Source organism: Lysinibacillus sp. G1-3 (assembly GCF_056322905.1).
Genome location: NZ_JBWHYQ010000002.1, coordinates 267,166 through 293,347 on the forward strand (window position 1 = coordinate 267,166; position 26,182 = coordinate 293,347).

Sequence of the window (26,182 nt, forward strand, 5' to 3'; positions counted from 1 at the left end):
CTCGTAAGTTAACACTTACGAGGTTTTACTTTTTATTCCTTATTCGGTATTATATTCACAAATGACAGTTGGGGGTAAGAAAACATGACAAACTCAAAAGCAAAAAAGAAACGTATGCATGTAAAGCGCACTAAAGGGAAGGACGTTGAAAGAAATCGTCAAACTTCCTCTTTCAGTACACATGAGCGTGTAACGAAAACGAAAAAAGAAAGCATTGAACAAAATTTTACAAAGCACAAAAAACACAACCACATTGAGGATTGTTAGTGGTTGTGTTTTGCTTGTAATGAGACATTTTGCTGTTTAGAAGTAATAAGTTTTGGAATAAAGTACAACGGATATAGTAATAAGAAAAGGTTTGGTAACCACCACATAAGTTCAAAATCAAGTTTTATAGTCCAAAAAGCAATCGCCTGTAATCCAGAACAACTTGTGAGTGTTAAAGATACTAAGGCAAAGCTTCTCCACTTTTCATTTTTTATTTTAAATAGATAGAGACTAATAAAACCGGTAATTGAGATCAAAATATCTAATGGAAAAAACGACCAATTCCATATAACTAATAATTCATTTTGATAATCCTGATATAAATACTCTTCTGGAATCAAATGAAAAAAAGTGACAAGCCAATAGAGTATAAAAAAGAAATCTGTACCTAAAAATAGCATTCTTAAAGTTTTACTCATTTACAGCCCCCATTTAGTTTTCTTCATGAACGTTACCATTAAGAATACCAAGCATAAGAATATCCACCATTTCCTGCATCGTATCCTGAAGTGAAATCATATTTCTGTTTTTGGATGCATGATCCATCAATCGATAAAGCCCTCCAATATAGACTTCTATAAATATCTCTTTATTAAAGGGACGTATTTGATTTGCCACAATCCCTTCATCAATTAACGTAATAATGCCTGTCCATTGTTCTTGAATAAATTGATCAACTGTTTCCCATTGCTTTGGATAATAGCGTTGAAGCTCCTCTAAATACTGGAGCTGAGCAAATGTAAAATCAGCTGGAATTAATACAAGACATTTCTGAAGTTTTTCTAGAAGATTTAACGTTGAATCATGCAGTATTTCATTTTCTTTCAACTTCAATTCATGGATTGCAAAATCTATCATTTCATTGAGTATTTCTTCCTTTGAGGGATAGTAACTATACAATGTTTTCGTGCTCATACCTAGTTGCTTTGCTAAATCCCCCATCGTAAATCGGAATCCTTTTCGTTCAGCTTCACTTATTGATACTTTTAAAATTCTATCTTTCAACATGATCACCTGCTTTCAGGAAAACGAAAAAAGTTTCTTATTTTCCTTGTTTTCCATTTAATGATAGAACCAAATGAAAATAATGTCAAGGTTATATCATTAAAGTTAAATACTTCTAAAGCGCATACCCCCGTCCTGTTTTGGATGGGGGTAAAATAAAGTTTTATTCAACACTCGCGCCCGTTTTAGTTCTGGAATTTTAATATGACATTACTTTTTGTATCTGTTCATTAATATTCATCTTAGTTAATCCCCCGTGGTAACAAACCACAGATTCAATGTCGAGGTCTAGGTATTTCTTCAAAGAGAGTAGAGCCTCTTTGAAATCCAGTACGGTCGGGACATGAATTCCCCCAATTACTCCGTCTACACTGTACATCGAATCCCCGGCAATCAGTGTTTTAGTTTGTTTCAAATATAGGCTGATATGGCCAGGAGTATGCCCGGGAGTATGAATGACACAAATTCCTCCACAATACGACAGTTCTTGGCCGTCACTCAATGTATCATTCACTTTTCCCTTCGGTGGATTTTCTATGTGCCCATCTTTTAGAAGCGGTAAATCCCCCTGTATATAAGGCTTATCTAGTTCGTGAGCATACACTTTAATATTCCTTCCACACTTCTGTAATATCTCAGGAAGACTTCCTATATGATCTATATCCTGATGCGTCAAAATGATAACTTTCAGTTTGTCGAACGACACGCCTACCTTTTCCATTGCCACGCGTAAATCGTCAATTTGTCCAGGGAACCCAGTGTCAATTAAAACAGCCATTTCTTGATCCCATAATAGAGTGGGATGAATAATATTTCCGTGAAATTCAAGTTGGAGCATCTCTACTCCCTTAGAAATTTCTATACTTTACACTCCTTTATATTTAGATTTTATTGACGTAAAAAATTAGGTTTTGTTAGATTAATTACGCAGTATCACTAATACCTCATTATCACTTCTACAAATATAATTTACCTGAACAAAATCGAGCAGGTTAATTTTTAATATCCTGAAGAACAGTCCCCTTCCCCCAAAACAACTTCCGTAATGTTTCGAAATTAACTAAAACCGTTCCTACAATAATTGTCAAAGTTCCTATACCTGTTAGCCAAGAAATATATTCATGATAGAAGATAACACCTAGCATAACGGCAATTAATGGTGAGATATACAGCCATGTAGAAGGAAAAACAGGATTTGTCCGTGAGACAAGCCAATAATAAATACTATGGCCGATCATTGAACCAAAAATAGTTAAATAAAGAAGAGAGCCAATTGAAGCTGGGCTTAAAAGATAATCAAGCTGAATATTCTCGGAAAAAAATGATAAAATGATTAATAAAATCCCACCATGCATCATTTGTGCTGCATTTAAAGCAATCGGTGATGTCGTTTCAAATTTTCGGATGACATGTTTCGAATAAATCGTTCCGGATGCGTAAAAAACTTCACCTAATATTATGGCGAAACAACCAACCATCCAAAAGGGACTAATCTCAATTGAAAAACTAGGTAGGATCAAAAGCATGACACCAATGACTCCGACGCCACAACCTATGAATGATTTCCAATTTCCTTTTTGCTTCATTATGAACGTCTGAATAATGATGATCATCATTGGGCCTGTAGCAGATAAGACAGCTGCAATCCCTGATGTCACATACTGTTCTGCCCAGTATAATGTGGCGAACGTACCAAAGGTTAAACCTACTCCTGTAAAAAACATCTCTTTCCGAAAAAATAACCCTAATGTCGTTTTTTCTCTCCAAACCATAAAACTAAATAGCAGCAAACCAGCAATGAAAAAACGAAGGCCAGCTGATAAAAATGGAGGCACTCCTGCATCAACACCAATTTTAATCGCTAAAAATGTCGTTCCAAAAATCAAACACATGAAGAAATAATTAACAATTACCATATAACACTCCTCCTCTTTTTCTATCATAAAAGAATGACATTAGAACAGATTGAAAAAGATAGAACAGATTAGATTGGATCATGGTACAATCGTCTTGAATAGGAGGAATCGATGTGAGTAAAGCGATTCAAAATGGAGACTATCTTTTTAAGAAAGTATACGATTATGTACTGCACAGAATAGAACGTAAAGAATGGAAAGAAAATGAAAAGATTCCCTCCGTTCGACAATTAGCATCTGAAATGAATGTTCATCGATTAACAGTATTAAAGGCTTATCAATTACTGAAACAGCATGACAAAGTTTATGTAAAAGATAAAGCTGGTTATTTTGTCCAATCAAATGTGACGAAAAACCTTAAAAATCTAGATCTTGACAATCCAATTGTATCTGCATATGTACAAAAAAATCATTTATCTGAAATCCATCAATCACCTGTTTCTTATCATTTTTCTCAAGCGTTAATTGATCCAAATCTTTTGCCTAATCATTATTTTTCAGATTATGTGAAGAAAGTGTTTGACCTTTATCCAAAAGTACTTGCAACCTACTCAACTGTGCAAGGTGATTTAGAACTACGTGAAACACTCACTCAATATTTTATCAACCAGTATAAAACTCATCTGGGTGCAGATGATCTGTTAATCACTTCTGGCTCACAGCAAGCGATTCACTTAATCGCTCAAACTTTCATTAAGCCAAGAGACGTCGTATTATTTGAACGTCCAAGCTATAGTGCTGCGATTGATACTTTTAGAGCACAAGGAGCACAGATTGTAACAGTTGATATCCATCCAGACGGGTACGATTTACAGCAGGTCGAATTATATATGAAACAATATAAACCACGCCTATTTTATCTCAACCCAACATTCCATAACCCGACTGGTTATACTGTTTCAGTTGAGCAGCGAAAAAAATTAGTAGAATTAGCTGAACAATATCGATGTCTATTAATTGAGGACGATGCCTATCACGACATATATTTTGATCATGCCCCTCCACCACCAATTTACACATATGATACTGCTGGTACAGTCATTTATATCCGAAGCTTTTGTAAATATATCTCACCTGGTTTGCGAATAGCGGCTGTTATTTGTCAATCATCGTTAATGAATTCACTACTAACAGTAAAATCGTTAGCTGATAATGGTTCTCCACTTCTCAATCCAAAAATTTTTCTCCATTACTTTTCATCAATAAGATTGCAGCAGCACTTGGAGAAGATCCGGATCGCCCTTCAGATTCGAAAGGAAATCATGGAGGAGGAGCTAGCAGTAACAGACTGGAAATGGACCAGTCCAAAAGGCGGTCTTAACTTATGGGTAGAACTCCCAGATAAAATTCCGACTGAATTATTATTAACCAAATGTATCGAACAATCTATATCCTTCGTGCCAGGTCAAGTTTGTGATCCATTAAAACAACCTTCATCCTTGATACGTTTAAGCTATTCGTATGCAAATGAAAAACAACTAAGGGAAGGGGTAAAAAGGTTTGTTGCAGTGGCACAATCTCTTTCTAAGTGAGAAAAGGGGCTTGGATTAAAGGTTTTGCATAGCTATATCAGGGCTTGCCTTCCTATTTTGCTATACAAAAGTTGTGTTAATAATTAGATCCCTTTTTAAACTTTCGCTTAAAAGTGGACGTTCCAAAGAACACCTTCGTAACTGAATGTAGGCTATCGTGATTCTAATCTTTTATCAGCCATTAGATACTATAAAAAACACAGCCACTCTAAAAGAACAGCTGTGTTTTTTGCTATAAATTATAAAATATTGTCGTATTTCTTGTAATGATACGCGCCGCTTCCTCTGTTGTAAGCCCCTTTATCGAAGCAATAACCCCCATGGAATGATCCATCATCCAAGGAGATGTTCGTTTATTGTTAAAAGGACCTTCGAACGGCCAAGGTCCATCTGTTTCTACCATCAATAGCTCGATTGGGTATTTTTTGATCAGATCTTGAATTTCAGTCTCATACGTACAATCAGGCGTCACAGAAATGAAATACCCATTATGAATCATCCGTTCAATCACTTCCTCATCGCCTTTAAACCAATGAAAATGCGCTTTCGTTACATGATGTTTTTCTAGCAGGTCACAAACAATGGCCGCATCCTCATAAACAGCATGTAATACAATCGGTTTATTTAATTCCTTTGCCAATACAATAAACCGTTCTAACAAAGCCTCATACGAACGATCATCAATTGCCTTCTCCTGCCTCAAATAATAAGGCAACCCTACCTCGCCAATTGCCACCATGTCATGAGCGTGATGACGTATCCAATCGAATAATGCCTCTTCCTCCGCATTACTAAGTAACGGTTGCTCTGGATGAAAGCCAAATGCCGCCTTTACCTTTGCAAAGGCTTTTGACAGCTTCAACGTCTTCTCACATGATGGTAGATTCATGCTTACGGCAATGACATATTCCGCTTCCTCTAGCAAAGGAGGTATGTCGTTCTCTTTATACTTGTCTAAATGAATATGTGCATCAATCAACATTCACCTCATCCTTTTCTTCTTTTAAATACGAGAATAATTGTTGCTTCAATGCCGTAAAAGAAGCGGAATGGCGAATTTCTTCTTGTCGTGGCCTTGCAAAAGGTACGATTATTTCCTTTTTCATCATCGCTGGTCGTTTTGAAAGTACAATAATACGATCAGCTAAAAACAGAGCTTCCTCAATATTATGTGTAACGAACAATATAGATTTTCGATATTTCTCCCAAATCGATAATAGCCACGCCTGCATTTCAAGCCTTGTAAACTCATCCAGTGCTGAAAACGGTTCATCTAAACATAAAATAGGTTTATTACTGACAATTGCACGAATAAACGATACCCGTTGTTGCATACCACCTGACAGCTCATTAGGATATGCATTTACAAATGCTGCGAGCCCCACTTTATCTAACCATTCCTTCGCAACGTTAACATTAGGTTTTCCATGAAGCTCCTCGACCATCGTGACATTTTCTAGGATCGTCCTCCACGGTAATAAACATGGCTGCTGAGGCATATAGCCAATCGTCCCTCTTTTTTTCTGGATATCTGTGCCGTTTAATAAAATAGCACCTTTATCTATAGAAGAAACACCACCAATTAATTGAAAAAGTGTACTTTTCCCACTGCCTGACGGACCGATAATCGCCACAAATTCCCCGTCCTTCACCTCAAAAGATAAACTACGGATAACTGGAAGGGAATCAAAGGATTTATCAATGTTTTGAATGCTTAGCATAGTTTCCTCTCCCCTTCACAACAAGTTTTTCTATTAATCGAATAGCACTAAATAATAATAAACTTAAAAATATGATAGCGAAAATCGCTACAAATACACGATCCGTTCGAAATGAAGACTGTGCCAATGTCATATAAACGCCAATCCCCATTTTCGCTCCTAACCATTCCGCAATAACAGCCCCCATGACGCTATAGGTAGCAGCAATCTTTATGCCTGAAAAAATCGCTGGATACGCATAAGGCCATTCTAACTTCCAAAAGGTTTGGGCTTTCGTAGCACCTATCATCTCAAAATAATGCTTTAGCTCAGGCGAAGTTTGACGAAAGCCATCCATTGCCGAAATAACAATAGGGAAAAAGCACACAAGACAAATAATAATGAGCTTTGGCAATAAACCGAAGCCAAACCAAATGATTAATAATGGTGCTAGGACAAGTACTGGGACATTTTGCGACATAATGAGAATAGGGTAAAATAGCTCCCTTATAAACGTAAAACGATGTAATAGCACCGCAACTGTGAGCCCACATAATATCCCGATAGCAAGTCCAAGAAGTGCTAATTGTATAGTAGCTAAAGCATGAGGCACAAACGTCTCATACGATTGAAAGCCCTCTTTCAAAATGGCACTTGGTGCAGGCAATAGCCAATGTGGAATATCAGCAAAACGGACAATTAGTTCCCATATGAACAAGAGGAAGGCGATAAAAATTATCGTCCTTCCTTGTTTAACAGCCTGCTTCATTACTTATATTTCTCCGTTAGCGTATCCATTGTAATACCGGATGGCTGATATAAAATTTTCACTTGCGTAATGACATTGATTGCGCCAAGCTCGATCATCTTGGCATTCATTTTTTCAATAATTTGCAGCAAAGTCGTAAGCTCGCCTTCCATTGTCGTTTCTAATGGATGAACTTCATATTTCACCCCTGAAGCATCGATAACTGCAATTGCTGCATCGACAAACGGGATCACATCTTCATATGTTTCAGTTTTCGGGATAATTTGTACACTTATTAAAGAGTTTGCCATATTACTTTGTCTCCTTTTTCGGTAAAAAGTCGTTTGTAAATGCTTGTTTTGCGTTAAATTCGCCCTCTAAAACTTTGTTGTCGGCCATCCATTTCGCGTAGTTTTCCCAGACAGCTAATTTTTGCTCGCCCCATTGTGCAGCATCGTCTTGATACTTATCTGCTAACCATTCCTGACTTTTATGCACAAGGTTCTTATCTAAATCAGGTACCGCTTCTAGTAAACTATCAGCTGCCTCATTAGGGTGTTTTATTGCATATTCATAGCCCTTTGCTGCAGCAGCGACAAATGCTTTTACCGTCTCAGGATTATCCTGAATCATTTTTTCATTTGTAGCAAGTACAGGTGTGTAATAATCTAACTGCTCACTATAATCTGTTAAATAAAGCATGTTCAGCTTTTCGCCACGAAGTTCTGCTTCAATACCTGTCCATGCATAATAAATCCACGCAAAATCAATATCTTTTTTCATCATAGTGAAGAAATCTAAATCACCTGCATTGACGATATCTAACTTATTAACATCTGCATCTTCTGTTTGCATTAGTGATTGTAGTACAGCCTTTTCAAGCGGTGCACCCCAGCCACCGTATGTTTTCCCTTCAAAATCTTTTGGTGACGTAATGCCTTTTGATGCGGTAGATGCGAAGCCAGAAGTATTATGCTGTATAATCGCTGCAATCGATACTAAAGGTACATCCTGCACACGAGCTTGTGTAATTCCTTCCTGATAGCTTACGCCAAACTGTGCCTTTCCTGATGCTACAAGCTGATCAGCACCCGTTTCACCAGGTAATAAAATATCAACATCTAAGCCTTGTTCCTTAAAGTAGCCAAGTTTTTCAGCTACATATAAACCTGTATGATTTGTGTTCGGTGTCCAATCAAGAACTACCGATACTTTTGTTAATCCTTTAGCATCCTTTTTAGTTTCTTTTTCGCTACAGCCCACTAATGTTAAAAGTGCAACCATTAGGACCAATAACCATTTTTTCATGCTGAATCCTCCAAGTTAGTAGTGTGAAAGTGTTCATGAATGAATGAATGTCTTTACCAGAAGAAACCGTTCACGGTCTGTTTACACGTAAGGTATGTGCATGCAACAAAAGTCTGAAAACATAAAAAACGCCTAGGATTCCTCCCAGACGTTGTACAATCAGTATCAAAAACTTTCTTTTTTTGAATAGATGTTCCCTACGCTGGTACGAGCCAAATCAGGTTCAAAGGGTCAGCGTCTATCGGACACAATCTCAGCTGGCAACTACCAGCCCCCCTACATTCTTTCGATATGAACTTTTCGAGATTATTATAACCATATCTATCCGTAAATGACAAGGGTCTGTTTATCGATAGCGCTGAATTATTATTTAAACAGCCTCATTTGTAAAACGTTCCTTCAAGAAAGCAAAGTAAAAATCACCACTGTAACGGAGTCATCATGCTTTTAAAGTAATTTATAACTAAAAATACAAAAAATTCTTTCATTATATTGACAATGGAAACAAATTACAATGAAATTTGATTGATTAATCAATCATTTATTATGAAAGGAGTATCAACATGAATTCGATACTTACTAATGATGAAAAAAAGAAAAGAAAAAGATCTACAATTTTAGACGCCGCTATTAAATTATATAGTGAAAATGGTTTTGCAGAGACCAAAGTGGCCGATATTGCTAAGGAAGCAGGAGTTAGTTTCGGCACCGTATTTACGTATTTTGATTCAAAAGAAGTACTTTATGAAGCAGCTATTTTAGAGCCATTGGAAAAAATCAAACCATATTTTATTGAGATACAAGAACACTTTAAAGGTGAGCCTCTTGAAATAATTAAGGAAATGATAGATTGTCATGTGCAACTTTTTGCAACGAGAAGTGAATACTTACGTTTAATTCAACAGGTTCTTGCAAGACCTGAACGATTTCCAAAGCTTTTTAAAGAACTAGATGATTTTGTAAAATCATTTCTAGACTGTATTTATCCGGTTATTGAAGCAGGTCAACGGCTTGGTTACTTTTATGAAGAAGCACCTTCATTAATTGCTGAGTCATACTTATCCATCTTAAACGGAATGCGTTTAACGTTTATTGATGAGTATACAAACATGGTGTGGAAGGATATAACGAGACAAGCTCTAAGATTATTTGGACCTATTTCTAATTTATAAACATTCTCTATCCTTCAGCCGTACCTATAAAATTAGGAAACTCATAACAGGGCGGAATCTATAGACATATTTTGTTCCCTATGAAAAATAGTTTGGATGATTTTCTTTTTGGCTCCCCTAGCTATGCAGGCCTCAAACTGGAAAACATAAAAGAGTCAATGAGACCACCACTTCCTTTAGGAATTCTATCGGAAAAAGCTATTACTTAAAGTACGAGGAGTGATTATATGAAATTGAGAGATATCCATCCCAACATCAAACTTCGCCTAGCCATGCAATTTCTAGGCGGCCTTATTTCTATGGCTGTTATCCCTTTTCTCGCTATTTATTTTACTCAAAATATCGGCGCTACTAAAACGGCTTTTATTCTTATAATTATTGTCATTAGTGGGGGCATTGGAGGGTTTATTGGAGGGCATGTTTCTGATAAAATCGGACGAAAAAAAATAATGATTTATTCTGAAATTGGTCTATTGCTTTCGTATCTGTTTATAGCACTTTTTAATTCTCCTTGGTTTAACCTTCCTTATATTTCTGCAGCATTCTTCATCATCAATATGTTTTGTGGAGGCATGTTTCAGCCAGCCGCACAAGCTATGATGATTGATGTTACTAATTCTGAATCGAGAAAGCTCGTATTTACAATTAGCTACTGGTTAGGGAATTTATCAACTGCAATTGGAGGAATTATTGGAGCATTTCTTTTTAAAAACTACTTATTTGAGTTATTTATTGGAATCTCACTGATCTCTTTGTTATCTGTTTTTATGACTATATTTTTCATCACAGAAACTTATTCACCAGAACCTTCACCTAAGTCTTCTCATCATAAGAAAAAATCTTCATCTGTAGAAATGCTTCAAACTTATTCAAGTGTTTTAAAAGATAAGCTATTTATGTTTTATATTTTAGGAGCAATCTTGATCTTTACTTTGGAACAGTCTTTATCAAACTATATTGGGATTCGGCTCGAAAAAGATATACCTCAACATTCAGCCTCTTTATTTGGAATAGATTTCATAGTAGATGGCACAAAAATGCTTGGTTTTCTTCGAACAGAGAATACTATTCTTGTAGTTATCCTATCTAGTGCTGTATTGTTCTTATTTAAAAAATGTAGTGATCGCTGGACTCTTGTTATAGGAATGTTAATCTTTTCTATATGTTTCAGTGTTTTCGCTTCTTCAAATAACGTGTTGATTCTTTTTATTGCCATGTTTATTGGAACAATTGGTGAGCTGATGTTTGTTCCTAATAAACAGGCGATGATAGGAGAACTTGCCCCATCTAACGCTCGTAGCACCTATATGGCTTTTAATAGCTTAACTACCTATGGAGCAATGATTGTAGCTTCGTTATTGATTATCATTGGAGAATGGATTCCCCCTATATATATGAGTGGATTGCTCCTTATCCTAGGATTAACTGGTACATTTTTGTACTATTTAGTAACAAAAACACTATACGCTAATGTTTGTGAAAAGAATGAAAGAAAAGTGCCTGTTTCTTCTTAAAGGTTGTTTTTCCACTTATTTCGGCTCGGTCAAACTTGTTATCGTTAGGTAAAGCATCACTTTACAATCCTCCAGTATGTTAGACAAAGAACCGAGCTCTTTGGTTTCAATTAACTCAAAAAAGCCCAGCTCTCAAAGGAGCTGGGCTAGAAAACTAATGTTATTTCTCTTCTTTTTTGACTGCGAAGACATGTGAAATGGCACCGTCTGTAGCTATATCCACTTTAAAGGAGCCATTTGAATGGCGATCTGCTCGAGTTAATGCTTGTACATCAAGGGACTCTTGCACACCTTTTTCCGTTTCAATCATTAGCTGTTCCCCATCAGTGACCTTGACTACAGCCACGATTCGATGTGGGTTCGCTTTTAACTCTGTTAATACTTTTAAGCCGCGTTTTGCACGACTAGTCATTTCTACTTCGGCTACATTCATTTTCTTCACAGCACCGCGTTGCGTAACAATTGCCACATAGGACGTTTTATCTGGTGGTAAAACATTGATGCCGACTAATGCTTCTCCGTCTTTCAGTGTAATCCCTTTGACGCCACCTGTTTTTACACCTGTTACTGGTAATTCCTCTATTGGGAAACGAATTGCATAGGCAGTATCTGTCGTTAACATTAGTTCTACCTCGTCCGTCACAATACTTGCAAAAATCATTTCATCGCCTGATTTGACATTCATCGTTTTTATCGGCTTCGAATAGCGTGTTACAGCATAATCTGCTACTGATGAGCGTTTAATTTGTCCATCTTTCGTAGCCGTTAAAATATACGTATTGGCCTGTTCGAATGTCTCAAAACCATATACAGCAATAATAGATTCATCTTTTCCGGTTGGCACAATACTTGAAATATGCTGACCAAGATCCTTCCAACGAATATCAGGAAGCTCATGGACTGGCTGATAAATATAATTGCCTCGATTTGTGAACAGCAGTAGATGATGCTGTGTATTTAAATTTGCTTCATATAATAAATAATCGGAATCCTTCATTGCAAAATCCTGACCGTTTGAAGCTGCATGTGAACGTGTAGATGTTCGTTTAATATAGCCATCCTTTGTAACAGTCACTACGACCTCTTCACTTGGTACAAGGACATCTAACGTAATTTTGATTTCTTCAATTTCTTGCTCGATTTTTGAGCGACGAGGCTCTGCAAAGCGTTTTTTTATGTCGAGCAATTCTTGTTTAATGACACGTACAAGCTTTGCTTCACTATTAAGAATCCCTTCAAGCTTGGCGATCAGTTTATTTAATTCATCTTGTTCATTGCGAAGCTCTGTAATATCTGTATTCGTTAATCGGTATAATTGCAAGCTAACGATTGCCTCTGATTGTACTTCTGTAAAGTCAAACTTCGCCTGTAAATTCGTTTTTGCATCTCTCTTATCATTCGACGAACGAATCGTTGCAATGACTTCATCTAAAATAGACAATGCCTTTATCAAGCCTTCAACTATATGCGAACGATCTTTAGCCTTTTGCAAATCATAAATAGATCGGTTCGTCACGACTTCCTTTTGATGGGCAATATAAGAATCCAATAACAATGGCAATGTCATCATTGTCGGACGACGATTATGGATAGCAATCATATTAAAATTATAGGCTACTTGTAAATCAGTTGTTTTAAACAAGTACTGTAAAATCCCTTGTCCTGGAACATCTTTTTTCAGTTCAATGACAACACGTAGGCCGGTACGATCTGATTCATCGCGAATTTCTGCAATTCCTTCAAGTCGTTTATCCACGCGCTGCTCATCGATTTTCTTCACAAGATTTGCTTTATTGACATCATACGGTAATTCCGTAATAACGATTTGCTCTTTGCCACCTTTAATTGGCTCTACGACTGCTTGAGCGCGCACAATGATTTTACCGCGTCCAGTCTCATATGCCTTTTTAATACCATCGACACCTTGAATGATGCCACCTGTTGGGAAATCAGGCCCTTTAATAACGGTCATTAATTCATCAACCGTGGAGTTTGGCTTATCTAAGCGCATAAGAACACCATCTAGCACCTCATCAAGTGCGTGAGGTGGGATGTCCGTCGCATAACCCGCCGAAATACCCGTTGAACCGTTGACTAATAAGTTCGGGAAGCGAGCTGGTAAAACAGTCGGCTCCATATCCTGATCATCAAAGTTTGGCACAAATTCAACGGTTTTCTTGCCAATATCGCGGAGCATTTCCGCTGCAATAGCAGATAGTCTTGCCTCTGTATAACGCATCGCTGCCGGTGGGTCACCATCAACAGAGCCGTTATTCCCATGCATTTCAATAAGCATATGGCGCGCCTTCCAATCCTGACTCATGCGCACCATTGCTTCATAAACTGAGCTGTCACCGTGTGGGTGATAATTACCGATAACATTACCGACAGTTTTGGCTGATTTACGGAATGGTTTATCGTTCGTATTGCCCTCTGTAAACATCGCATATAAAATACGTCGTTGCACAGGCTTAAGACCGTCACGTGCATCTGGCAACGCGCGGTCTTGAATAATATATTTACTATAGCGACCAAAACGGTCACCCATTACTTCTTCTAAAGGTAAATCTTGATACTTTTCCGTACTACTCATGCTTGGTCCTCCTCTTGTTGGATGAATTCATTTTCTAAAATATTTGAATCATCCTCCATACCGAAGTCTACATTAGCTTCGATCCATTTACGGCGTGGCTCTACTTTATCGCCCATTAATGTTGTCACACGTCTTTCAGCACGTGCACCATCTTCAATCGTTACACGAATTAATGTACGCGTATCAGGGTTCATCGTCGTATCCCACAGCTGGTCAGCATTCATCTCACCAAGACCTTTATAGCGCTGTAATATGTAACCCTTTCCAACTTTTTTAATGGCCTTTTGTAAATCATTTTCGGTCCAAGCATATTCAATCACTTCTTTTTTACCAGTGCCTCTTGATATTTTATAAAGCGGTGGTAATGCGATAAATACCTTTCCAGCTTCGATCAATGGTCGCATATATCGATAGAAGAACGTTAGCAGCAACACTTGAATATGTGCTCCGTCCGTATCAGCATCGGTCATAATCACGACCTTGTCATATGCTGCATCCTCGACAGAGAAATCTGTTCCGACACCAGCACCAATAGCATGGATAATCGTTGAAATCTCTTCATTTTTCATAATATCCTGAAGCTTTGCTTTTTCAGTATTAATAACTTTACCACGCAATGGTAAAATCGCTTGGAACGTACGATCTCGCCCTTGTTTTGCAGACCCTCCTGCAGAGTCACCTTCGACTAAATACAGCTCGTTTTTCGCCGCATTTCGCGATTGTGCAGGTGTTAATTTTCCGGAAAGAATCGTACTGCCTTTTTTGCTTTTCTTGCCGTTTCGTGCATCTTCACGTGCTTTACGAGCAGCTTCGCGTACTTGCTGCGCACGAATAGCTTTACGCACAAGAGATGCAGATAATTCAGCGTTTTCTTCAAGCACATATAAAATTTGCTCCGAAACAACACTATCTACCGCCGAGCGCGCTTCACTAGTTCCGAGCTTACCTTTCGTTTGACCTTCAAATTGTAGTAAATGCTCTGGTATACGAACAGAAACAATCGCAGCTAAGCCCTCACGAATGTCTGTCCCTTCAAGGTTTTTATCTTTATCTTTTAACAGGCCAATTTTCCGCGCATATTCATTGAAAACACGTGTTAATGCTGACTTGGCACCTGTTTCATGTGTACCACCATCACGAGTACGAACATTGTTAACAAATGAAAGGATTGTTTCTGAGTAACCATCATTGAATTGGAAGGCGAATTCTACTTCAATATCGTCTTGAATCCCTTCCACATACTTAACAGGATGAAGGACATCCTTCTCCTCATTCAAATACGCAACGAAAGCTTCAATGCCGTTCTCATAAAAGAAAACATCACCTTTGCCTTCCTCGCGTTCATCGATTAGCTCAATTTTTAAGCCTTTTAATAAAAATGCGGACTCTCGTAAACGTTCTGCAAGCGTATCATAATTGAATTTTGTTACAGAGAAAATTGTGTCATCTGGTAGAAAATGTACAAGTGTTCCTGTCTGTTTTGTTTGTCCTATTTCTTCTAATGTTGTTTCAGGGTGGCCACCGTTTTCAAAGCGTTGACGATACTTTTTACCGTCACGATGAATCGTTACTTCTAAAAAAGTGGATAAAGCATTAACAACAGAAGAACCTACACCATGTAAGCCACCACTTGTTTTATAGCCACCTTGCCCGAACTTACCACCAGCATGTAAGACAGTAAAGATAATTTCGGGAGTGGGTTTCCCCATCTTATGCATACCTGTTGGCATTCCACGGCCGAAGTCTCGAACGCTGATACTTTGATCTTTATGAATATTGACAATGATATGAGAACCAAAGCCAGCCAGTGCTTCATCCACCGCATTATCTACGATTTCATATACAAGGTGATGAAGTCCACGGCCATCTGTAGAACCGATATACATGCCGGGTCGTTTTCGTACCGCTTCTAATCCTTCTAATACTTGAATGGCGTCATCATTATAGACGCTTGGTGACTGTTTATTCGCCAAAAAATTCCCCTCCAAAAAACAAAACGCATGTTCTATTTATGTTCTCTTCCTAATAATAATAGCATTTCCTGTCAATAGCTAGTGACAGACCCAATAAATTTTTAAAATTTCCTCACAGCTTTGTCGTTTTGAGCATGTTACCGGAAGAAAAAGTTGCAATATATGCATTATTATGTATTACTAACTATCCTATTCCCTTGACGCAGGATCATAAACATTAGTTCCATAAATAAAACAACATATGGCTAACTTCTGGTCATTTCTCTCATTTCAAAACGATGCCGATCGGTATAGGTTTTGGTCTTCCATACAGAAGCATTTGAAATTCCACTGCAAAATATACAGAACTGTACTTCATAGCTTCCTTCTGTCTATTTGAAAATTCATACTAACTTACTCTAGAAATTAAAGATAGACTTCTATTCTACCAAAGGAATGGATGATTGACAAAATTGCCTTTTTACCTATATTTTTAGAAAGGGCTTTCATGCTGCCAACATGAATCATGTCAAAAAGCCTAACATATAATCAAATACATATTAAAATCCTTGAAAAATAGTTATCTTTTATAATGAATTCAAGATACACGAAGAAATCTCCTTCATGTCATTGTAGATTGTAGAGAAAAAGTGTAGAATATTTATTACATATTATTAGTACCAAGTAATAATCAATGAATGAAAGGAGTCCAGCTATGCTAAATGGACTTATTATTTTATGTGCTTATCTAATCGGCTCTATACCTTCGGGATTATGGGTAGGCAAAATTTTTTATAAAACGGATATTCGTGAACACGGAAGTGGAAATTTAGGTGCGACAAACACATTTCGTATTTTAGGAAAAAAAGCGGGAATAGTCGTAACGATTATGGATGTCTTAAAAGGTACAGCAGCCGTATTACTTGTAGCTCTTCCTGTCTTCTCTGACGTTTCCATTCACTCGCTAATTCTTGGACTAGTAGCCGTTGTTGGTCATATGTTCCCTATCTTTGCAGGTTTTCGCGGTGGGAAAGCGGTGGCAACATCAGCAGGCGTTCTCTTAGGTTATTCATGGCCTCTATTTATCTTACTATTTATCGCTTTTGCATTAACATTAAAAATAACGAAGATTGTAAGCTTAACTTCGATGATTGCCGCTTTAGTAGCACTTATTTACTCAATCGTTTATTATTTTGTTACAGGTGATTTTGCGTTAGGTATTTTAGTAGCTTGTTTATTTACCTTTATCATGTATCGTCACCGAGCAAATATTGCCCGCATTAAAAATGGTACCGAACCAAAGGTAAAATGGCTGTAACGAAGAGAGGAGCATTCTAATGAATATCACACTAACAGATGTAGCCCTACAATGGTTTAAACAAGAAATGGAAGTAGAATCCGGAGATACGATTCGTTTTTATGCTAGATATGGTGGTTCCAGTCCTTTTCACGAAGGCTTTTCTCTTGGTATGACACGTGAAGAACCAATCGAAATTGGTGTAAAGACAGTTATTGACGATGTGACCTACTATATTGATGAAAAAGATTTATGGTTCTTCAATGACCACAATTTAAATGTAGATGTGGATGCTACTAATGACGAACTTAAATATACGTATACAAAATAAAGCAGTGTTTCCTTTCTTTATACGAAAGGAACACTGCTTTTTTCTATGAAATCACTTCCAACCTTAGTTTATCTTCTCTCAAAGTTGTACATTCTATATTTATGTAAAAACTTGAGGAGGAAAGAACATGTCTATTTCTAAAATTGCTGATACCTCCCAAAATAACGACCAACTATATAGTTCTCTTTCTCAAAATTTAAAGTTGATTAAAAACACACTGGGGAATAGTAATGACCTTGTCATACGAGAAATAACGATTGGAAAAGCTGAACAATATACGTTAGCAATCATTTATATAGAAGGCTTATCCGATAAAATAAGCATTTCTAATTCTGTGATTGATAAACTAATGCTTGATATTGAAGATAATCAAGATACAGAAATAGAAAAGATTATTCGATATTTGAAAGATTCTTGTTTAACAGCTGGCGATGTGAATGATATTTTTCATTTTTCAGCACTGTACAATTCTATTTTAAAAGGTGATACGGTCATCTTATTAGATGAATCTTCAACTGGTATTGTGACAAGTACACAAGGTGCAAAAGATAGAGCCGTTATGGAACCAGCCACAGAATCGGTTATTAGAGGACCAAGGGAATCTTTTACGGAAACATTACGTACGAACACAGCCCTTATCCGTCGAAAAATTAAAAGTCCTAATCTTTGGATCAAGACCCGGATTGTCGGTGAAGTAACAAAAACAGAAGTTGCAGTTATGTATATAAATGACATTGCCAATGACAAAATAGTAGCAGAAGTTCTTGCCCGATTAGATCGTATTAATATTGATGGTATTTTAGAAGGCGGCTACATCGAAGATTTTATTCAAGATAACAAATTCACTTTATTCCCTACTATTTATAATTCTGAACGGCCTGATGTTATTGCAGGTGAGCTATTAGACGGTAAAATTGCCATTTTAGTGGACGGTTCACCGTTTGTCCTCATTGTGCCGGCATTATTTACATCCTTTTTGCAATCTGCTGAAGATTATTATCAGCATTGGATGATTAGTTCACTTGTACGCATTTTGAGATTTTTTGGAATCGCTCTTGCTTTGGTGGCACCATCGCTTTACGTAGCAATCACCACCTTCCATCAAGAAATGCTACCGACTCCGATGCTGATCAGTATTGCGTCTCAACGTGAAGGAGTCCCCTTCCCTGCCGTTGTGGAGGCACTCATTATGGAGATTGCCTTTGAGGTATTAAGAGAAGCAGGTCTTCGCATGCCAAGAACCATTGGACCAGCCGTGTCCATTGTTGGCACATTAGTAATCGGTCAAGCTGCTGTAGAAGCAGGAGTCGTATCAGCCGTAATGGTCATTATTGTAGCCTTAACAGCCATTTGTAGCTTCTTGTTTCCTGCTTATGGCTTATCCAATACAGTTCGTGCTCTTCGTTTCCCATTAATGATTGTATCAGCAATCGTTGGATTATTTGGTTTGATGTTTGGCCTGATGATCATCCTACTACATTTATGCAGCATACGAACTTTCGGTGTACCATATTTAAGTCCATTCGGCCCATTAATTTTAAAGGATCAAAAAGATGCACTAGTCTTGTTCCCGCGTAGAGCTTTATTGACTCGACCACGCCTAGTTAGCAATAAAAACACTGTCAGAGGTCATAAATATTTTAATACGAAAAAAAGGAATCAAAAGAATGTGTAAACGAGGAATAAACTATGTCAAAATGTAAGGCACTATGTTTACTAATTATTCTTACTATACTTTTAAGTGGTTGCTGGAGTAAGCGTGAACTCAATGAATTAGCAATTGTCGCAGCATTAGGAATAGATAAAGTAGATAATGAATTTGACATAACTGTTCAAGTTGTAATTCCTGGTGAGATCTCTTCCAAACAGCCTACTTCAGGACGGTCACCGGTTATTACCTATCATTCAAAAGGTGCAACAGTGTTTGAGGCCATAAGAAAAATGACAACATTAACAGCTCGAAAACTTTATTTTTCTCATCTTCAAATAGTTGTGCTCGGCGATGAATTAGCTACAGAAGGAATTGGCAAGCCATTAGATTTAATTTCAAGAGATCATGAATTCAGAAATGATTTCGATGTCATCGTTGCTCATAACGCGACTGCCGAAGAAGTATTAAATGTATTAACACCTATCGAAAAAGTACCAGCTAATAAAATGCTAAATTCTCTTAGAACGTCGGAGAAAAGTTGGGGTACAACCCAATCAATTAAAATAGATGAATTAATCAGTACTTTAAATAACAAAGAAACAAGCGTAGTCATGTCTGCCATTGAAATTCATGGAGATAGAAGTGTGGGAATGGAGCAAACGAATGTTAAAAAATCAAAGTCTACTGCGGTCTTGAAGTACGCAGGCTTAGCTGTTTTTAAAGAAGATAAATACATCGGGCTTTTATCGGAAGATGAGAGTAGAAGTCTAAGCTTTTTAAAGGACAAAATAGAAAGTACAATTGAAACTCTTACTTGCCCTAAGGGAGGTACTCTATCAACTGAAATTACACACTCAAAGACAAAAATAAAAGGTAAATTTAAAAATGGATCACCCAAAATCAATGTTTCTATAGATGTTAACCAAAATGTCGGAGAAGTTGAATGTGATATAGACCTTACAAAAGAAAAATCGCTTCAATACGTCAATAAAAAAACGGAAGAACTTATTAAAAAGCGAATCGAAAAAACAATCAGTACAGTTCAGCAAAATTATCGGGTCGATATTTTTGGATTCGGCGAAGCACTTCATCGCACAAATCCGAAAGAGTGGAAAAAAATAAAAAAAGAGTGGCTAACCATATTTCAAGAGCTACCTGTTAAAGTTGACGTACATGTCAACACGCAAGGATTAGGGACGATGGAAAACTCATTAGTGAATAAGACGGAGGGAGAATAAGCTATGATGATGGCGATATTCATACTAATCATTTCTGCTGTTATAGCCTTTGCCTTTATTCCTTCATTAAAAAAAAATAAAGAAACAAAAACAATCGTTATTTTTTCAATTTTTTTATTGCTTGGTGCCGCATTAAATATTGCAATCTTATTAAAGGTCAAAATACCGAGCCCACTAGATTTGATTACCTATATTTTTTCACCTATTAAAGATTACATTGTCTCTCTAACAAAGTAATAAGGCAATATTATGTTAAGAAAAAGGGGTAGTTCATGATGGAAAAAGAAATAATTAGTTCAAGACAATTTATGATCATTACCCTTCTTTTTTCAATTGGTACAGCCATTTTAATTATCCCTGCAAGTGTAACAAGCGAAGCAAAGCAAGATGCATGGATTGCAGCGATCATTGGTGTCGTTATAAGTTTGCCCATAGTAAAGCTATTCGTTGCTTTAGGAAATAAAACACCTACCCTTACATTTGTAGAGGCTAATGAAAAGATATTAGGTAGATTTTTCGGAAAATTCACTGCAATCGGCTTTGCTATTATATCTTTACTTTCAGCCGGTGAATTATTATATTTCATTGGAATTTTCATGAAAACAGAAATAATGCCAGAAACACCCACGATGGCGTTTGCATTTATGTTCAGTATTATCATTATTTATGCTACATTTTTAGGAATTGAAGTTTTTGCCCGTTCTGCAGAAATACTATTTGCAATATTTATATTAATTTTTATTTTCTTTGTCCTTTTTATTGCACCATCTATCCAGATTGAAAATATTCAGCCAATAATGGAAACACCAAAAAAATCATTATTCTTTAGTATAATTCGATTTATAAGTCTTTTTTCATTCCCCCTTGCCGTATTATTAACGATTTTCCCTTCCGCAGTTAACGTCCAAAAATCTGCGCAAAAAGGTTTTTACATTGGTGCAATTTTGGGAGGAATTGTCTTAATCACGATCATCACACTATCAATCCTTGTCCTTGGCCCAGCAAATACTGCTTCACGAACATTCCCAAGCTATGCATTAGCCCAAAGAATTTCAATTGGGGACTTTTTACAACGTATTGAAGTGATTATGGCAGCCATGTGGATTATCACTATTTATATTAGAACTTATATGTATTTTTATGCTGCGGTTATCGGTATCGCACAAATATGTAAAATTAAAAATCATCGACCGCTCATTTTACCACTCGGCATGATTATCCTTGGACTTTCACAAATTCTTCATCCGAATATTATTCATTCAGATATTTACAATAGAGATATATGGCCAATATTATCCTTCATTATAATGATTTTATTACCCTCCCTATTATTAATCGTCGCGAAGATTCGTAAAATCGATGGTCATCAAGGAAATGTGATGCATTGTGATAGTAGTACGCAAAATCAAAATGGAAATTCTACACAGAGTGATAGTAGTAGCAATGGCGGTAACGCTTCTCAAAGTGCAAATAGTAGCAATATCGATAATTCTACTCAAAGTGATAGTAACAGCAATGGCGGGAATGCTGCTCAAAGTGCAAGTAATAATAATGCCGAAAATACTACACAAAGTAAAAGTGAAAACGATACCGGAAATTCTACACAGAATGATAGCGATACCGGAAATACGCCAAACAGTGAAAAGAATAAAAAATCGCCAGACAATTAACAGCAGTGTTGTTCATCACCAAAAGCGAAGCGGCTCATCGGACGCCCCAGGAAGGTGCCCTACCGGAACGGAAATGAGAAAAGAAAAAATGATGACCCTATAATATCAAGGTCATCATTTTTCTATAGCACTAAATATGATATTCAATTTGATCAACAAAATCCCATTCGTATGGTGTTTCTTGATAAACATAGTAGTTCAACCAGTTCGAGAATAACAAATGTGTATGGGCACGCCATGTATTAATCGGTTCATTCCCTGGATCATCATTTGGGAAGTAATTCACTGGTACCTCAATATCTAATCCTTTCGCAACATCACGACTATATTCATCCGCTAAAGTTGTTGCATCATATTCAAGGTGACCAGTAATCATAATATTTTTATTGTCTTTAGATTGCACAATGAAAACACCAGCATCTTCTGAATAAGAGAGCAATCGTAAATCAGGATGGTTGCGTACTTCATCAATCGATACAGACGTATAACGCGAATGTGGTGCCGTAAACAAATCACTAAAGCCGCGTACTAAATCCACTGTTAAATCCGTAATAACATGAGAATATACACCTGAGCATTTAGCAGAAAGCCCAATTTTGCCAATATCGTAATGATGGTATAACGCTGCCTGAGCACCCCAACATATATGTAGGACCGATGTTACGTTTGTTTTGGACCAGTCCATAATTTCTGAAATTTCCTGCCAGTAGTTCACTTCTTCAAATGGCATTTTTTCTACTGGTGCCCCCGTAATAATCATGCCATCATAGCGACGATGACGAATTTGATCGAACGTCGTATAAAATAATTGTAAATGTGATTTACTAACATTTTTCGATTCATGAGTAGCAGTATTCAAAAATGTAATATTCACTTGTAATGGGGTATTCCCTAATAAACGTAGTAATTGCAGCTCTGTTTTTTCTTTTTCTGGCATTAAATTAAAGATTAAGATATTTAACGGACGAATTTGTTGAGTTTTCGCTCTATCCTCTTCCATTACGAAGATTTTTTCCTCACGTAAATGTTCTCCAGCTGGTAAGTTTTTTGGAATATTAATTGGCATCTTGCATTCCCCTCTCTTATATTTCTCTCTGTTAACCCATTATTGGCCTTAGTCTCCATACACAGGCCTTGCGTAAAGTCTTTTTTTCGATGAAATTAAAAAATCCCCCTCATTCCATTTGAGATAGAATGAGAAGGATGTTTACCACGTTCACTCTTATCTCTCAAAGGACAAATCCTTTGCTGGAATTAGCACCTTTCTAACTTTTGTTAGAGGTTGCTGAAGCGTCATCGGGCCAAATCCCTCAACTTCTCTTGATAAGATTATTTAATTAAAAAGAATTGTACCATGAACAATTAAGAATATCAACAATACATAGAATATTTTGTTATTAACCATGCATGTCATTATGTAATTTGTTTAAAACTAATATTGAAGCTAAGTCCATATATTTTATGGTAAACAAGCTGTAATTATGTTAACATATACCTTTAGTAACAGAGAGGAACGTGAATAGTTTGATTAAAATTGAATTTCCAAAACCAGATTTAGTAATTCGCCAACGCGAACAAGATGTAAAGCCAGGTGATGTACCAATCACACCGTATTTCGGTTTTATTGATTTCCATAAAATCACACGTGAAAATGGCGGCATTTTCTTATTCTACAATGAACAGAATGAACTATTATTTGTCGGTAAAGCACGTAAGATTCGTCAACGTATTAAAAAGCATTTCGAAGACAATGTGTCACCGATGAAAAATCACCGTGATGAAGTTTTCAAAATTGAAGTGTACGAAGTAGATGATCCAATGGAACGTGAAATTTACGAAACATACGCGGTTAATACATTCCGCGCTAAATACAATGTTGATAAAGTTTTTTATTAAGATAAAAGATCTTATATAACATAAAATAAGAATCTACAAGCCATCTGTACATGATGGCTTGTAGATTCTTTTATTATTTTCACTCTACGAAAAAGGCTTTACGTTCTTTTGTAATCCATTCCCCAAGCTCCGTATCATCGCGCTTTAACAGTCGATTGACAAGCACGTCATGCCATATATAATCCTCTAATAAATAAATATGCACTGTGTCATTTGTTATAAAAGCCGTTTCTTGATTGGACGGTGAGTGACCATAAATCATCTCTTGACCATCTATAGACAGTATAAACCAATGGGGCGTAGTAGCATTCCTCGTATATTGAGTAATGCGATGCTGGTCAATCGATGCAACATTTTCATCCACATACAATGTAATGCCATGAACCGGAATACGCTGAGAGACCTCATGTATATCTTCTCGCAATTTTTCATACATATCTTCCCACATTGATAATAATACTTTTTTCTCCGCTTTTTGTAATAACGACTGACAATAATTGACGATTGCCCCTTTTCCTTTTAGCGTAACGACCTTATGCTCCGCTTCCTGCTCTTTTACCTCTAATTTTTCTAATTGATCACTAATCGACGTGAAATTCGATTGCCAGCGTTGCTCAATTTGTTGTAAAAACACAGCAACTGGAATGGAAGAGTATGTCGTTTGATCTGCCGTTTCTTCTTTCAGTACTAACCCTTTTTCAACAAGTCCATTAAGTATGTCATATATTCTTGCACGTGGGATACCGGAGTTTTTACTTACTTGATAGGCACTAACATGACTATTTTGTACGAGTGCCGTATAGGCCTTAGCTTCATATTCTGTGAATCCCAGTTCTTTTAATTGGGCGATTAATAATTCCATCGAATCCCTCCATTTCCTCTATTATAATTGAAGGGTATGAAGGTACGCCAACGAAAAAATTAGTCTTTACAGCTCCGCGAATTTTAGTTACTATTTCAGTAGTAACTATCTAAAGAGGTGTAAACATGCTATTTGAAGTAGATTTAAATGTAGTCATATTATTAATATCTTTTGGATTTTTAGCCGCCTTTGTAGATGCGGTCGTTGGTGGAGGTGGCTTAATTGCCTTACCCGCCCTAATGTTTGCCGGTTTAAATCCAGCAGCAGCCGTAGCAACTAATAAGCTAGCTGGTACAATGGGATCTTTAACATCAACCATTTCCTTTTATCGTTCCGGTCAGCTAGAAATACGTTCGGTTATCAAATACTTTCCTTTAGCTTTTATAGGATCCCTTTTTGGTGCATGGACAGTACATTTAATAAACCCTGAATTACTAAAACCGCTTATGCTCATAATGCTTGCAGCGGTTGCAGTCTATACAATCTTCAAAAAAGACTGGGGTTCAGTAGCTTCGGTCAAAAATTTAAAATTTACGCACTTAGTTTTATTCATGCTATTGTTATTTTGCATTGGTTTTTATGATGGATTTCTTGGTCCAGGAACCGGCTCATTTTTAATTTTCAGCTTTTTATTAATCAGCTTTGATTTTTTAAAGGCAGCAGGAAATGCCAAATTTTTAAACTTAGCAAGTAATTTTGCAGGACTTTTAATGTTCGCCTACTTAGGTCAAATTCATTTTGTCTACGGTTTACTAATGGGTGTAGCTCAAATTGCCGGTGCATTTGTAGGCTCACGTATGGCGATTAAAAAAGGTAGCGGTTTTGTTCGCGTATTGTTTATTATCGTAACGATTACATTGCTCACTAAAAATGCTTATGATTACATAATTCATTAAAAAAACGCCGTAGATACGCTATTTCTACGGCGTTTTTGTTTGATTTTGTTTATGAACTTTGAGTGTTCTATTTTTTAATTCGAAGAGGTTCTTTCCGTTGTTTCCGTGATCTTATCCGTCGCTTCAAGTTCTTTCCGTCGCTTCGGAGATTCTTTCCGTCGCTCCAGTGATCTTATCCGTCGCTTCAAGTTCTTTCCGTCATTTCCGTGATCTTATCCGTCGCTTCGGAGATTCTTTCCGTCGCTCCAGTGATCTTATCCGTCGCTTCGAAGGTTCTATCCGTCGTTCCAGTGACCCTATCCACGATTTTGAACGTTCTATCCATCAATTCAAGGTCTCTATCCACGATTTTGAACGTTCTATCCATCATTTCAGCGTTTCTATCTACGCCTTTGAACATTCTATCCATCATTTCAGAGTTTCTATCCACGATTTTGAACATTCTATCCATCATTTCAAGGTTTCTATCCACGATTCTCGACGTTCTATCCATTACTCTTTGAATACAATCGAGTAGGAGGGAGTGATTAACTCCCGACCTCTCACACCACCGTACGTACGGATCCGTATACGGCGGTTCAATTAAGATGAATAACGCAAAGTTTCGTAACGAACTTGCAGACTTTTCAGGCCT

General features: G+C 36.9%; 26 protein-coding genes and 2 riboswitches. Of the genes, 12 read left to right on the top strand and 14 right to left on the bottom strand.

Features of this window, described 5'->3' with window-relative positions:
- The first annotated feature begins 84 nt into the window (after positions 1-84).
- Positions 85-267: a hypothetical protein gene (locus tag ACVYAD_RS03235; RefSeq protein ID WP_476424552.1), complete on the top strand. Its 183-nt coding sequence runs from the start codon at positions 85-87 to the stop codon at positions 265-267.
- Here ACVYAD_RS03235 and ACVYAD_RS03240 read toward each other — a convergent pair.
- The 4 genes from ACVYAD_RS03240 to ACVYAD_RS03255 form a co-directional block, all read right to left on the bottom strand.
- The gene (locus ACVYAD_RS03240; RefSeq protein WP_349658013.1) at positions 264-686 is read right to left on the bottom strand and encodes a DUF5360 family protein; all 423 of its coding nucleotides are present in this window, start codon (positions 684-686) and stop codon (positions 264-266) included. The two genes, ACVYAD_RS03235 and ACVYAD_RS03240, sit on opposite strands and share 4 nt — an antisense overlap.
- A gap of 13 nt (positions 687-699) precedes the next feature.
- The gene (locus ACVYAD_RS03245; protein WP_476424554.1) at positions 700-1,275 is read right to left on the bottom strand and encodes a TetR/AcrR family transcriptional regulator; all 576 of its coding nucleotides are present in this window, start codon (positions 1,273-1,275) and stop codon (positions 700-702) included.
- A gap of 196 nt (positions 1,276-1,471) precedes the next feature.
- Positions 1,472-2,134, bottom strand: coding sequence for an MBL fold metallo-hydrolase (locus tag ACVYAD_RS03250; protein WP_476424595.1), 663 nt, complete (start codon positions 2,132-2,134; stop codon positions 1,472-1,474).
- Between the two features lie 130 nt (positions 2,135-2,264).
- A complete protein-coding gene (locus ACVYAD_RS03255) occupies positions 2,265-3,188 on the bottom strand; it encodes a DMT family transporter (RefSeq protein WP_476424556.1) in 924 nt (307 codons plus the stop codon).
- 113 nt (positions 3,189-3,301) lie between these two features.
- Here ACVYAD_RS03255 and ACVYAD_RS03260 point away from each other — a divergent pair, with 113 nt between their 5' ends.
- The gene (locus tag ACVYAD_RS03260) at positions 3,302-4,720 is read left to right on the top strand and encodes an aminotransferase-like domain-containing protein (RefSeq protein WP_476424557.1); all 1,419 of its coding nucleotides are present in this window, start codon (positions 3,302-3,304) and stop codon (positions 4,718-4,720) included.
- Positions 4,721-4,952: 232 nt separating this feature from the next.
- On the opposite strand, the gene ACVYAD_RS03265 is transcribed toward ACVYAD_RS03260, so the two are convergent.
- From ACVYAD_RS03265 to ACVYAD_RS03285, 5 genes are read right to left on the bottom strand one after another with little or no spacing between them, the layout of a single operon-like run.
- Positions 4,953-5,702 (bottom strand): TatD family hydrolase, encoded by a 750-nt coding sequence (locus ACVYAD_RS03265; RefSeq protein ID WP_476424558.1) that lies wholly within the window; start codon positions 5,700-5,702, stop codon positions 4,953-4,955.
- Complete coding sequence (locus tag ACVYAD_RS03270) at positions 5,692-6,441, bottom strand: ABC transporter ATP-binding protein (protein ID WP_476424559.1); 750 nt, start codon at positions 6,439-6,441, stop codon at positions 5,692-5,694. Before ACVYAD_RS03270 ends, ACVYAD_RS03265 begins: the two co-directional genes overlap by 11 nt.
- Positions 6,419-7,189 (bottom strand): ABC transporter permease, encoded by a 771-nt coding sequence (locus ACVYAD_RS03275; RefSeq protein ID WP_476424561.1) that lies wholly within the window; start codon positions 7,187-7,189, stop codon positions 6,419-6,421. Before ACVYAD_RS03275 ends, ACVYAD_RS03270 begins: the two co-directional genes overlap by 23 nt.
- Positions 7,189-7,479, bottom strand: a complete 291-nt coding sequence (locus ACVYAD_RS03280) for a thiamine-binding protein (RefSeq protein WP_349658021.1) — start codon at positions 7,477-7,479, stop codon at positions 7,189-7,191. Before ACVYAD_RS03280 ends, ACVYAD_RS03275 begins: the two co-directional genes overlap by 1 nt.
- A gap of 1 nt (position 7,480) precedes the next feature.
- Positions 7,481-8,476 (bottom strand): ABC transporter substrate-binding protein, encoded by a 996-nt coding sequence (locus tag ACVYAD_RS03285; RefSeq protein WP_476424563.1) that lies wholly within the window; start codon positions 8,474-8,476, stop codon positions 7,481-7,483.
- Between the two features lie 177 nt (positions 8,477-8,653).
- Positions 8,654-8,764, bottom strand: a riboswitch (TPP riboswitch).
- A gap of 275 nt (positions 8,765-9,039) precedes the next feature.
- Between ACVYAD_RS03285 and ACVYAD_RS03290 the strand changes: the two genes are divergently transcribed.
- Positions 9,040-9,648 (top strand): TetR/AcrR family transcriptional regulator, encoded by a 609-nt coding sequence (locus ACVYAD_RS03290; protein WP_476424565.1) that lies wholly within the window; start codon positions 9,040-9,042, stop codon positions 9,646-9,648.
- 227 nt (positions 9,649-9,875) lie between these two features.
- A complete protein-coding gene (locus ACVYAD_RS03295; protein ID WP_476424567.1) occupies positions 9,876-11,162 on the top strand; it encodes an MFS transporter in 1,287 nt (428 codons plus the stop codon).
- Between the two features lie 160 nt (positions 11,163-11,322).
- Here ACVYAD_RS03295 and parC read toward each other — a convergent pair whose 3' ends face one another.
- Both parC and parE read right to left on the bottom strand, forming a co-directional pair.
- The gene (parC, locus tag ACVYAD_RS03300) at positions 11,323-13,755 is read right to left on the bottom strand and encodes a DNA topoisomerase IV subunit A (protein ID WP_349658026.1); all 2,433 of its coding nucleotides are present in this window, start codon (positions 13,753-13,755) and stop codon (positions 11,323-11,325) included.
- Positions 13,752-15,728: a DNA topoisomerase IV subunit B gene (gene parE / locus ACVYAD_RS03305; RefSeq protein WP_476424568.1), complete on the bottom strand. Its 1,977-nt coding sequence runs from the start codon at positions 15,726-15,728 to the stop codon at positions 13,752-13,754. Before parE ends, parC begins: the two co-directional genes overlap by 4 nt.
- 694 nt (positions 15,729-16,422) lie before the next feature.
- Here parE and plsY point away from each other — a divergent pair.
- The 6 genes from plsY to ACVYAD_RS03335 all read left to right on the top strand — a co-directional run bounded on the left by plsY (position 16,423) and on the right by ACVYAD_RS03335 (position 21,894).
- Entirely contained in the window at positions 16,423-17,025 is a 603-nt protein-coding gene (gene plsY, locus ACVYAD_RS03310; protein WP_349658028.1) for a glycerol-3-phosphate 1-O-acyltransferase PlsY, read from the top strand.
- A gap of 19 nt (positions 17,026-17,044) precedes the next feature.
- Complete coding sequence (locus ACVYAD_RS03315; RefSeq protein ID WP_349658029.1) at positions 17,045-17,335, top strand: HesB/YadR/YfhF family protein; 291 nt, start codon at positions 17,045-17,047, stop codon at positions 17,333-17,335.
- Between the two features lie 127 nt (positions 17,336-17,462).
- Positions 17,463-19,010 (top strand): spore germination protein, encoded by a 1,548-nt coding sequence (locus ACVYAD_RS03320; protein WP_349658030.1) that lies wholly within the window; start codon positions 17,463-17,465, stop codon positions 19,008-19,010.
- Positions 19,011-19,024: 14 nt separating this feature from the next.
- The gene (locus ACVYAD_RS03325; protein ID WP_349658031.1) at positions 19,025-20,224 is read left to right on the top strand and encodes a Ger(x)C family spore germination protein; all 1,200 of its coding nucleotides are present in this window, start codon (positions 19,025-19,027) and stop codon (positions 20,222-20,224) included.
- Between the two features lie 3 nt (positions 20,225-20,227).
- Entirely contained in the window at positions 20,228-20,461 is a 234-nt protein-coding gene (locus tag ACVYAD_RS03330) for a hypothetical protein (RefSeq protein ID WP_349658032.1), read from the top strand.
- A 35-nt stretch (positions 20,462-20,496) separates the two neighbouring features.
- Entirely contained in the window at positions 20,497-21,894 is a 1,398-nt protein-coding gene (locus ACVYAD_RS03335) for a GerAB/ArcD/ProY family transporter (protein WP_476424570.1), read from the top strand.
- Between the two features lie 130 nt (positions 21,895-22,024).
- On the opposite strand, the gene metA is transcribed toward ACVYAD_RS03335, so the two are convergent.
- Positions 22,025-22,960, bottom strand: a complete 936-nt coding sequence (gene metA / locus ACVYAD_RS03340; RefSeq protein WP_476424571.1) for a homoserine O-acetyltransferase MetA — start codon at positions 22,958-22,960, stop codon at positions 22,025-22,027.
- A gap of 153 nt (positions 22,961-23,113) precedes the next feature.
- Positions 23,114-23,224, bottom strand: a riboswitch (SAM riboswitch).
- A 194-nt stretch (positions 23,225-23,418) separates the two neighbouring features.
- Here metA and ACVYAD_RS03345 point away from each other — a divergent pair.
- Positions 23,419-23,790 carry a nucleotide excision repair endonuclease gene (locus ACVYAD_RS03345; protein WP_349658035.1) on the top strand — a complete coding sequence of 124 codons (372 nt, stop codon included), beginning with the start codon at positions 23,419-23,421 and terminating at the stop codon, positions 23,788-23,790.
- A 79-nt stretch (positions 23,791-23,869) separates the two neighbouring features.
- Here the strand turns inward: ACVYAD_RS03345 and ACVYAD_RS03350 are convergent, their stop codons facing one another.
- Entirely contained in the window at positions 23,870-24,652 is a 783-nt protein-coding gene (locus ACVYAD_RS03350; RefSeq protein ID WP_476424574.1) for a TrmB family transcriptional regulator, read from the bottom strand.
- A gap of 125 nt (positions 24,653-24,777) precedes the next feature.
- On the opposite strand from ACVYAD_RS03350, the gene ACVYAD_RS03355 reads away from it, so the two are divergent.
- The gene (locus tag ACVYAD_RS03355) at positions 24,778-25,548 is read left to right on the top strand and encodes a TSUP family transporter (RefSeq protein ID WP_476424576.1); all 771 of its coding nucleotides are present in this window, start codon (positions 24,778-24,780) and stop codon (positions 25,546-25,548) included.
- A 184-nt stretch (positions 25,549-25,732) separates the two neighbouring features.
- On the opposite strand, the gene ACVYAD_RS03360 is transcribed toward ACVYAD_RS03355, so the two are convergent.
- Positions 25,733-26,182, bottom strand: a 450-nt coding sequence (locus ACVYAD_RS03360; RefSeq protein ID WP_476424578.1) for a hypothetical protein, incomplete at its 5' end; no start/stop codon positions are given.

What these genes read in the sequence shown, in the direction of transcription:
- ACVYAD_RS03315 (WP_349658029.1), top strand. Translation starts at nt 17,045, where the DNA reads ATGAATATCACACTAACAGATGTAGCCCTACAATGGTTTAAACAAGAA.
- ACVYAD_RS03255 (WP_476424556.1), bottom strand. Translation starts at nt 3,188, where the DNA reads ATGGTAATTGTTAATTATTTCTTCATGTGTTTGATTTTTGGAACGACA.
- ACVYAD_RS03245 (WP_476424554.1), bottom strand. Translation starts at nt 1,275, where the DNA reads ATGTTGAAAGATAGAATTTTAAAAGTATCAATAAGTGAAGCTGAACGA.
- plsY (WP_349658028.1), top strand. Translation starts at nt 16,423, where the DNA reads ATGCTAAATGGACTTATTATTTTATGTGCTTATCTAATCGGCTCTATA.
- ACVYAD_RS03325 (WP_349658031.1), top strand. Translation starts at nt 19,025, where the DNA reads ATGTCAAAATGTAAGGCACTATGTTTACTAATTATTCTTACTATACTT.
- ACVYAD_RS03240 (WP_349658013.1), bottom strand. Translation starts at nt 686, where the DNA reads ATGAGTAAAACTTTAAGAATGCTATTTTTAGGTACAGATTTCTTTTTT.
- ACVYAD_RS03280 (WP_349658021.1), bottom strand. Translation starts at nt 7,479, where the DNA reads ATGGCAAACTCTTTAATAAGTGTACAAATTATCCCGAAAACTGAAACA.
- ACVYAD_RS03320 (WP_349658030.1), top strand. Translation starts at nt 17,463, where the DNA reads ATGTCTATTTCTAAAATTGCTGATACCTCCCAAAATAACGACCAACTA.
- ACVYAD_RS03355 (WP_476424576.1), top strand. Translation starts at nt 24,778, where the DNA reads ATGCTATTTGAAGTAGATTTAAATGTAGTCATATTATTAATATCTTTT.
- ACVYAD_RS03350 (WP_476424574.1), bottom strand. Translation starts at nt 24,652, where the DNA reads ATGGAATTATTAATCGCCCAATTAAAAGAACTGGGATTCACAGAATAT.
- ACVYAD_RS03330 (WP_349658032.1), top strand. Translation starts at nt 20,228, where the DNA reads ATGATGATGGCGATATTCATACTAATCATTTCTGCTGTTATAGCCTTT.
- ACVYAD_RS03295 (WP_476424567.1), top strand. Translation starts at nt 9,876, where the DNA reads ATGAAATTGAGAGATATCCATCCCAACATCAAACTTCGCCTAGCCATG.
- ACVYAD_RS03335 (WP_476424570.1), top strand. Translation starts at nt 20,497, where the DNA reads ATGATGGAAAAAGAAATAATTAGTTCAAGACAATTTATGATCATTACC.
- ACVYAD_RS03285 (WP_476424563.1), bottom strand. Translation starts at nt 8,476, where the DNA reads ATGAAAAAATGGTTATTGGTCCTAATGGTTGCACTTTTAACATTAGTG.
- ACVYAD_RS03270 (WP_476424559.1), bottom strand. Translation starts at nt 6,441, where the DNA reads ATGCTAAGCATTCAAAACATTGATAAATCCTTTGATTCCCTTCCAGTT.
- ACVYAD_RS03275 (WP_476424561.1), bottom strand. Translation starts at nt 7,189, where the DNA reads ATGAAGCAGGCTGTTAAACAAGGAAGGACGATAATTTTTATCGCCTTC.
- ACVYAD_RS03235 (WP_476424552.1), top strand. Translation starts at nt 85, where the DNA reads ATGACAAACTCAAAAGCAAAAAAGAAACGTATGCATGTAAAGCGCACT.
- ACVYAD_RS03265 (WP_476424558.1), bottom strand. Translation starts at nt 5,702, where the DNA reads ATGTTGATTGATGCACATATTCATTTAGACAAGTATAAAGAGAACGAC.
- metA (WP_476424571.1), bottom strand. Translation starts at nt 22,960, where the DNA reads ATGCCAATTAATATTCCAAAAAACTTACCAGCTGGAGAACATTTACGT.
- ACVYAD_RS03290 (WP_476424565.1), top strand. Translation starts at nt 9,040, where the DNA reads ATGAATTCGATACTTACTAATGATGAAAAAAAGAAAAGAAAAAGATCT.
- parC (WP_349658026.1), bottom strand. Translation starts at nt 13,755, where the DNA reads ATGAGTAGTACGGAAAAGTATCAAGATTTACCTTTAGAAGAAGTAATG.